This is a genomic window from Acetivibrio sp. MSJd-27 (assembly GCF_018918095.1).
Lineage (GTDB): Bacteria > Bacillota > Clostridia > UMGS1840 > HGM11507 > HGM11507.
In genome coordinates, this window is the sequence record NZ_JAHLPV010000069.1 from 1 (window position 1) to 6,414 (window position 6,414).

Consider the following 6,414-nt stretch of genomic DNA (forward strand, 5'->3'; position numbering starts at 1 on the left):
TTACAGATATTTCGTACATACACACAAAGCAAGGCGTATTGTATTTGTCGGTCATCAGAGATTTGTTCGACAACAGTATTGTAGCCTACAGGATGGGAACGAAACAAAATGTAAATCTGGTTTTGAGTACGATTAAAGCCGCCAAGAAAAAAGAGAAGGTCACTGCACAGATGCAACTTCACAGTGACCAAGGCTTTCAGTATACTTCACAAGCCTACTTCAAGCTAACACAATCATACGGCATTACTCCATCAATGTCAAGTCGAGGAAATCCGTATGACAACGCTTTAGCTGAAAATTTCTTTTCCATTCTTAAAACAGAGTGCATCTATCGCGCTAAACTTCCGACTTATGAGGAGGCGCGCCTCCTCATAAGTGAATATATCCATTTTTACAACAACGAGCGTATTCAACTAAAAACAAAACTGACTCCGTTAGAACAACGGAATCAGTTTGTTGTCTAAATCTTGTTTTCCCTTCAATAGGGGGCTTTTTGTACTGTCTGCATAATTTGGTGCAGTTCACATCGTGTCCGGGGGTTTACGCAACATTTCAGCGTGGATTGCACCACTGAAAAAATGAGTGGCTACCAACATACATTGAAATTTTTTGTCATACAGAAACAAAAGGCAGGCATAATGCTTACCTTTTGAACAATGATTTCCCACAAAACTCTGCTTATTTTGTGAGCTTATCCATCAATCCCATAATCTCTTCTAATTTCTCATCTGCATTGCCGTTTTCCATGGCTTCCTTCACACAATGGATCATATGTGCATGAATAATTTCCTTATTAATCTTTTTTAGAATGGATTGGGTTGCCATGAGCTGATTGGAAATATCAATGCAACATCTGTCCTCCTCCACCATTTTCAGAATTCCTTCCAATTGTCCTCTGGCGGTTTTTAGAAGCGTGGATACTTTTGCTTTGTCTGCTCTCATTTTCTTACCTGATTTCTTTCACAGTATAACCCGCGTCCGTAACGGATTTGATAAGAATCTCATCTGAAATCGACTGACTAAGCGTAACGGTTGCCGTTTTTTCTTCCAAGTTCACCTTAGCGCTGACACCGTCCAATGCATTTAAAGCGGCCTCCACCCTGCCGGAACAGTGAGAACAGCTCATTCCTTCAATGATTAACTTCTTTTCCATAAAATTCTCTCCTTTATTTTCTTTGTATGATTTTTCATATTCCGTGCGAAACAGCTTTAAACGCAGTGCATTGAGCACTACACAAACAGAGCTTAAGCTCATCGCGGCAGCACCGAACATAGGATTCAATTTCCATCCGAGAAGACTGTAAAAGACCCCCGCTGCCAACGGAATACCAAGACTGTTGTAAATTAAAGCCCAAAATAGATTTTCCTTGATATTCCGAATAACTGCCTTGCTCAGACGCACTGCTGTCACCGCTTCCAACAAATCGCTTTTCATAAGGACAATGTCCGCAGACTCAATGGCAATGTCCGTTCCCGCACCAATGGCAATTCCTACATCGGCCCGCGCCAATGCAGGAGCGTCATTAATGCCGTCTCCAACCATAGCGACTGTTTTTCCAGCCTCCTGCAATTTTCTTACTTCCGCTTCTTTGTCCTGCGGCATTACCTCGGCAATAACATGCGGAATGCCGATTTGCTTTTGAATCGCTTTGGCAGTGCGTTCATTGTCCCCCGTCACCATCACGACGTCAATTCCCATCTTTATCAATTCTGAAACAGCCTGTGCACTGGTTTTTTTTACAACATCTGCAGCAGCAATGATTCCAATCAGCTTCTTCTCTTCTGCAAAGAAAAGCGGCGTTTTTCCTTCATCCGACATTTTTTGTGCTTTTTCTTCCCATTTCTCTACAACAATGCCGCTTTCTTTCAAAAACATTTTATTTCCTGCGCAATAATGTTTCCCGTTTATCTCTGCACGTATTCCCCGTCCTGAAACAGAGACAAATTGCTCTGCACGAAACAGAGATACTTTCTCTTCCTCGGCTTTTTTTATAACCGCCTCAGCCAATGGATGCTCCGACTGTTTTTCCAGAGAGGCCGCTATCTTCAAAAGCCATTGTCTATCTATGTTCTCTGCCGGAAGAACATCAGTAACCTGAGGTTTTCCTTCCGTGACGGTTCCCGTTTTGTCCAACACCATTGTCTGAATACGGTGGGCTGTTTCCAAGGCTTCCGCTGATTTCACAAGAATTCCATTCTCCGCGCCCTTTCCTGTTCCAACCATAATGGCGGTTGGCGTGGCGAGCCCAAGAGCACAGGGGCAGGAAATTACCAGCACTGCAATGCCGATGGACATTGCAAATTCAAAGGAATATCCTAAAAGAAGCCATATGATAAATGCTGCCACAGCAATACTGATTACAACCGGAACAAATACCCGGCTGACCTTATCCGCCAACTTTGCAATCGGCGCTTTGGAGGCACTTGCCTCCTCTACCAGCTGAATGATTTGGGCTAGCGCCGTATCATTTCCAACCTTTACAGCACGGAATTTAAAATATCCGTTTTTGTTCAGACCGGCTCCAGTCACCTTGTCTCCCACACTTTTCTCAACCGGAATACTCTCTCCGGTCAGCGCTGATTCATCAATAGAGGAATTTCCTTCCATAATAATGCCATCCACCGGAATACTCTGCCCCGGTTTCACAATCACAATATCTCCAATCTGCACTTCTTCAACAGGTACCTCTTTTTCTCCATCCGGCGTTTCAATCCATGCAGTCTTGGGCGCTAAATCCATTAATTTCGTAATAGCCTCGGAGGTTTTCCCTTTTGAGCGCGCTTCCAGATATTTACCCAAAGTGATAAGTGCAAGAATCATTGCAGCAGTTTCAAAATAAACATCCATTGCATATTGATGTACCGTCTCCATATCGCCGTGTCCTAATCCATAACCGATTCGATAAATCGCAAAAATGCCATAGACAATAGCTGCCGAAGAACCGATCGCTATCAGGGAGTCCATATTGGGAGAGCGCTTCCACAATGTTTTAAAACCGTTTATAAAATATTTTTTGTTTACTGCCACAATGGGAAGACAAAGCAAAAATTGAGTGAACACAAAGATCAAAGCATTCTCATGCGCTGTAAAAAGCTGCGGCAAGGGCCAATTCATCATATGGCCCATAGAGAGATAAAAAAGCGGAATCATAAAAACAAAGGAAACGATCAGCCGAAACTTCATTGCTTCCGTCTCTTTGTTTGCAGTCTTCACTGGTTCAGCAGCCTTGACAGTTCCATTCTGATGAAGAGCCGCACCGTATCCCGCCGCTTCAACCGCTTTTATAATTTGATCGGAAGTTAAATCTTTCTCATCATATTCCACTTTCATTTGATTTGCCAACAAATTTACCTGAACAGACGAAACGCCCTCCAATTTGCCTATACTTTTTTCCACATGAGCGGAACAGGCGGAACAGGTCATTCCTGTCACATCAAATTTTTGATTCATATAGCACCTCCAATCACCCCAGGGGGGTGGTGTGTTGTCATTATAATCCGATTCTTTTCATTTGTCAACCATATTTTTTCCCACAATAAACTATTTTATGAAACTTTCAACAAGAGGTCTGCCACCGAAATGCAGCATTTCAGCCTGAAACACCCAATTGTACATGATTCTGCGCAATCTCCTGCATTATAAGAAATGCCGCAGTCAAACTGACTGCGGCATTTCTTCTCTTCAGCAATTATTTTAAACGGCTCTCCAGCTCGGCTTTCATGTCGTCATATCCGGGTTTTCCCAGCAACGCAAACATATTTTTCTTATATGCCTCAACACCTGGCTGATCAAATGGATTAATCCCCAAAATATATCCGCTGATAGCACATGACTTCTCAAAAAAGTAAAACAGGTATCCCAGATTGAAGGCGTCCTGCTGCGGTACATGAAGCGAAAGATTTGGTACGCCTCCGTCACAGTGCGCCAGCACGGTTCCCTGGTATGCTTTCTTGTTCACAAAATCAATGGTTTTGCCAGCAAGAAAATTCAAACCGTCCACATTTTTATCGTCCTCTTTGACCTGGATATCATATTTTGGACTGTCAATAGAAACCACCGTCTCGAACATTATACGGGTTCCCTCCTGCACGAATTGCCCCATTGAGTGCAGATCGGATGAAAAATTCAAAGAAGCTGGAAAAAGTCCTTTGTTCTCTTTCCCTTCGCTCTCGGCAAACAGCTGTTTATACCACTCCGAAAAATATTGAAGAGACGGCTCATAATTGACAAGAATTTCAACGGATTTGCCTTTTTCCAGAAAAAGATTACGAAGTGCTGCGTATACCATAGCTGGATTTTTTTCAAATTCTTTTTCTGCAAGATCATCGTGAGCAGCTTTCGCGCCTTCCATCAACTGATCAATATCCGCCCCGATCGCCGCTATCGGCAAAAGACCTACGGAAGTCAGAACGGAATATCTCCCTCCTACGTCATCTGCTATCGTGAAGCGCTCATATCCCTCTTCCTTAGCCAAGTCCAGAAGAGCGCCTTTCTGCTTATCCGTTGTGACATAGATCCGTTCTTTGGCACCTTCCCTGCCATACTTTTCTTCCAACAGTTCTTTAAACAGCCGAAATGCAATTGCGGGCTCAGTGGTCGTTCCGGATTTTGAAATAACATTGACGGAAAAATCCACGTCCTTCATCATTTCAAGCAATTCATAGTGATAGCTAGAACTGATGCTGTTGCCCGCAAAAAATACTTTCATTCCGTCTGCTTTCGCATTGGAAAGCGTACCGTTTAAAAATTCAATAGCAGCCCTTGCCCCTAGATAAGAACCTCCGATTCCTATAACAATCAAAGCCTTGGAATTGGAACGGATTTTTTCGCTGGCTTTTTTTACTCGTTCAAATTCATCACGATCATAGTTTTCAGGAAGATGCAGCCAGCCCAGAAAATCATTTCCGCGGCCGGTTCCGCTTTCCAGTTCTTCCATCGCCTTTGCCGCTTTTTTTCCCATTTGATCCAATTCCTGCTTGTCAAAAAAACTTTCTGCGTTTTTATACGAAAATACAGGTGTGTTCATAAAATTCCTCCTAAGCATACTTAATTTAACAATTTAATTATAACTCAAAAAATATGGATGCGCAACCCTTATGACAATAATTTCACCAAAAGTACAATTTTTTATGAAAAATTTCAAAATTTTCGATTTTAAAAAAGGATTGTATCCGCTTTGATTCATAACGGAAAATGTCGAAAAGTAAGGATTGTAATAGGAATAATTTTAAGTTACAATTTATTTAAGAATACAAAAAGGAGGGGATTCCATTGTTTTTCTGTAATGACAAAAAGATTTGTATTTAAAACATTCAGAAAAGAAGGAGAAAGTAATTATGTTGAAGAAAAGAGTGTTTACGCTGACCTTATCCGTTTTCTTCCTATGGATCACCTGCTGTTCGAATGTATTTGCAATAGAAAGCAGCCACAGTTCGATAAGACAACAAATATTCAATGGAGTTCACGCCTTAGACCCTTCTATTGATTTAACTGATGCTGAAATTGTTCCATTGTCCTCTGGTATTTCATCTTATTCTGCAAATCTCCAAGACAAGGCTATCCGCATCGTATCAGAAGAAAATGGAATGGTTAAGCATGAGCTTCTGATTCCCAGCAAAATTGATGAAAATGGAAATTTAGTGAACAGTTTTGCATATTCAGAAAATCAAGGAGCGGATCTAGATTTTAATTTAGTTGATTTAATTGTTTATATTTCATGTTATTATCAACATAATGTTATTAACATGACAAATATTTACCGTCCCACAGGATTTACCTTCCGGTGGAACAGCGGTTCATCAGATGTCAGTGTAGATGGAATTGATATCAGCTATGTTTCTACAGGGCGTTTGGTTGAATTTAAAACCGGTTTAACCATTGGTTCAGAAGCGTCCTATACATGGAATGATACAAAATATTTTAGCAATCCATCGAAAAATCAAGTATATTATAATTGGGATCATATGATGCGTTCTGATCTAGGCCTCACTTGTATGAATGTGGATTATGGTGGAGCTGTAGAGTTTACTATTGATTATTTATTATATAATCAATTCAGCCTGTCGAAAAAGTCCAGTATACACTGGGCTTTTTTGCGTATGTGTGGTAAAATAAAGATAAGAAAAGACTGGGGAGGGACGGCGTGTGCTAGCAAAAGAGCAGGAATTGCGCAGAAATGTAGTAGAAATCCTATGTTTGGAGGAGCTGGTTCCATCGGAGCATCTGCTGCGGCAGATTGACAGCGCGGTGGATTTTACGCATCTGTACGACTTGGTGGATGCGCTTTACAGCCGCGACAACGGCCGTCCCAGCATTGACCCGGTGGTATTGTTCAAAATTGTGTTCATCCAGCACCTGTACGGCATCCCCTCGCTGCGCCGTACCATGCAGGAGATTGGCATGAACATCGCATA

Annotated in this window: 6 protein-coding genes; 3 read left to right on the top strand and 3 right to left on the bottom strand. The window is 41.8% G+C overall.

All coding sequences use genetic code 11. The features are described from left to right. A partial coding sequence (locus tag KQI32_RS12860) for an IS3 family transposase (RefSeq protein WP_216425078.1) occupies window positions 1–464 on the top strand: 464 nt, incomplete at its 5' end. Between the two features lie 214 nt (window positions 465–678). On the opposite strand, the gene KQI32_RS12865 is transcribed toward KQI32_RS12860, so the two are convergent. From KQI32_RS12865 to KQI32_RS12875, 3 genes are all read right to left on the bottom strand, one after another. Next, entirely contained in the window at window positions 679–942 is a 264-nt protein-coding gene (locus KQI32_RS12865; protein ID WP_216425986.1) for a metal-sensing transcriptional repressor, read from the bottom strand. Between the two features lie 4 nt (window positions 943–946). After that, window positions 947–3,451, bottom strand: coding sequence for a heavy metal translocating P-type ATPase (locus tag KQI32_RS12870; RefSeq protein ID WP_216425988.1), 2,505 nt, complete (start codon window positions 3,449–3,451; stop codon window positions 947–949). 238 nt (window positions 3,452–3,689) lie between these two features. Continuing rightward, a complete protein-coding gene (locus tag KQI32_RS12875; RefSeq protein ID WP_216425990.1) occupies window positions 3,690–5,027 on the bottom strand; it encodes a glucose-6-phosphate isomerase in 1,338 nt (445 codons plus the stop codon). 310 nt (window positions 5,028–5,337) lie between these two features. On the opposite strand from KQI32_RS12875, the gene KQI32_RS12880 reads away from it, so the two are divergent. After that, window positions 5,338–6,240 carry a hypothetical protein gene (locus KQI32_RS12880; RefSeq protein ID WP_216425992.1) on the top strand — a complete coding sequence of 301 codons (903 nt, stop codon included), beginning with the start codon at window positions 5,338–5,340 and terminating at the stop codon, window positions 6,238–6,240. Then, window positions 6,146–6,414 (top strand): transposase (locus KQI32_RS12885; protein WP_216423449.1); only part of this gene is annotated, 269 nt, incomplete at its 3' end. The genes KQI32_RS12880 and KQI32_RS12885, both read left to right, overlap by 95 nt.

Coding starts and splice junctions, on each gene's coding strand:
- KQI32_RS12865 (WP_216425986.1), bottom strand. CDS start 942: ATGAGAGCAGACAAAGCAAAAGTATCCACGCTTCTAAAAACCGCCAGA.
- KQI32_RS12870 (WP_216425988.1), bottom strand. CDS start 3,451: ATGAATCAAAAATTTGATGTGACAGGAATGACCTGTTCCGCCTGTTCC.
- KQI32_RS12875 (WP_216425990.1), bottom strand. CDS start 5,027: ATGAACACACCTGTATTTTCGTATAAAAACGCAGAAAGTTTTTTTGAC.
- KQI32_RS12880 (WP_216425992.1), top strand. CDS start 5,338: ATGTTGAAGAAAAGAGTGTTTACGCTGACCTTATCCGTTTTCTTCCTA.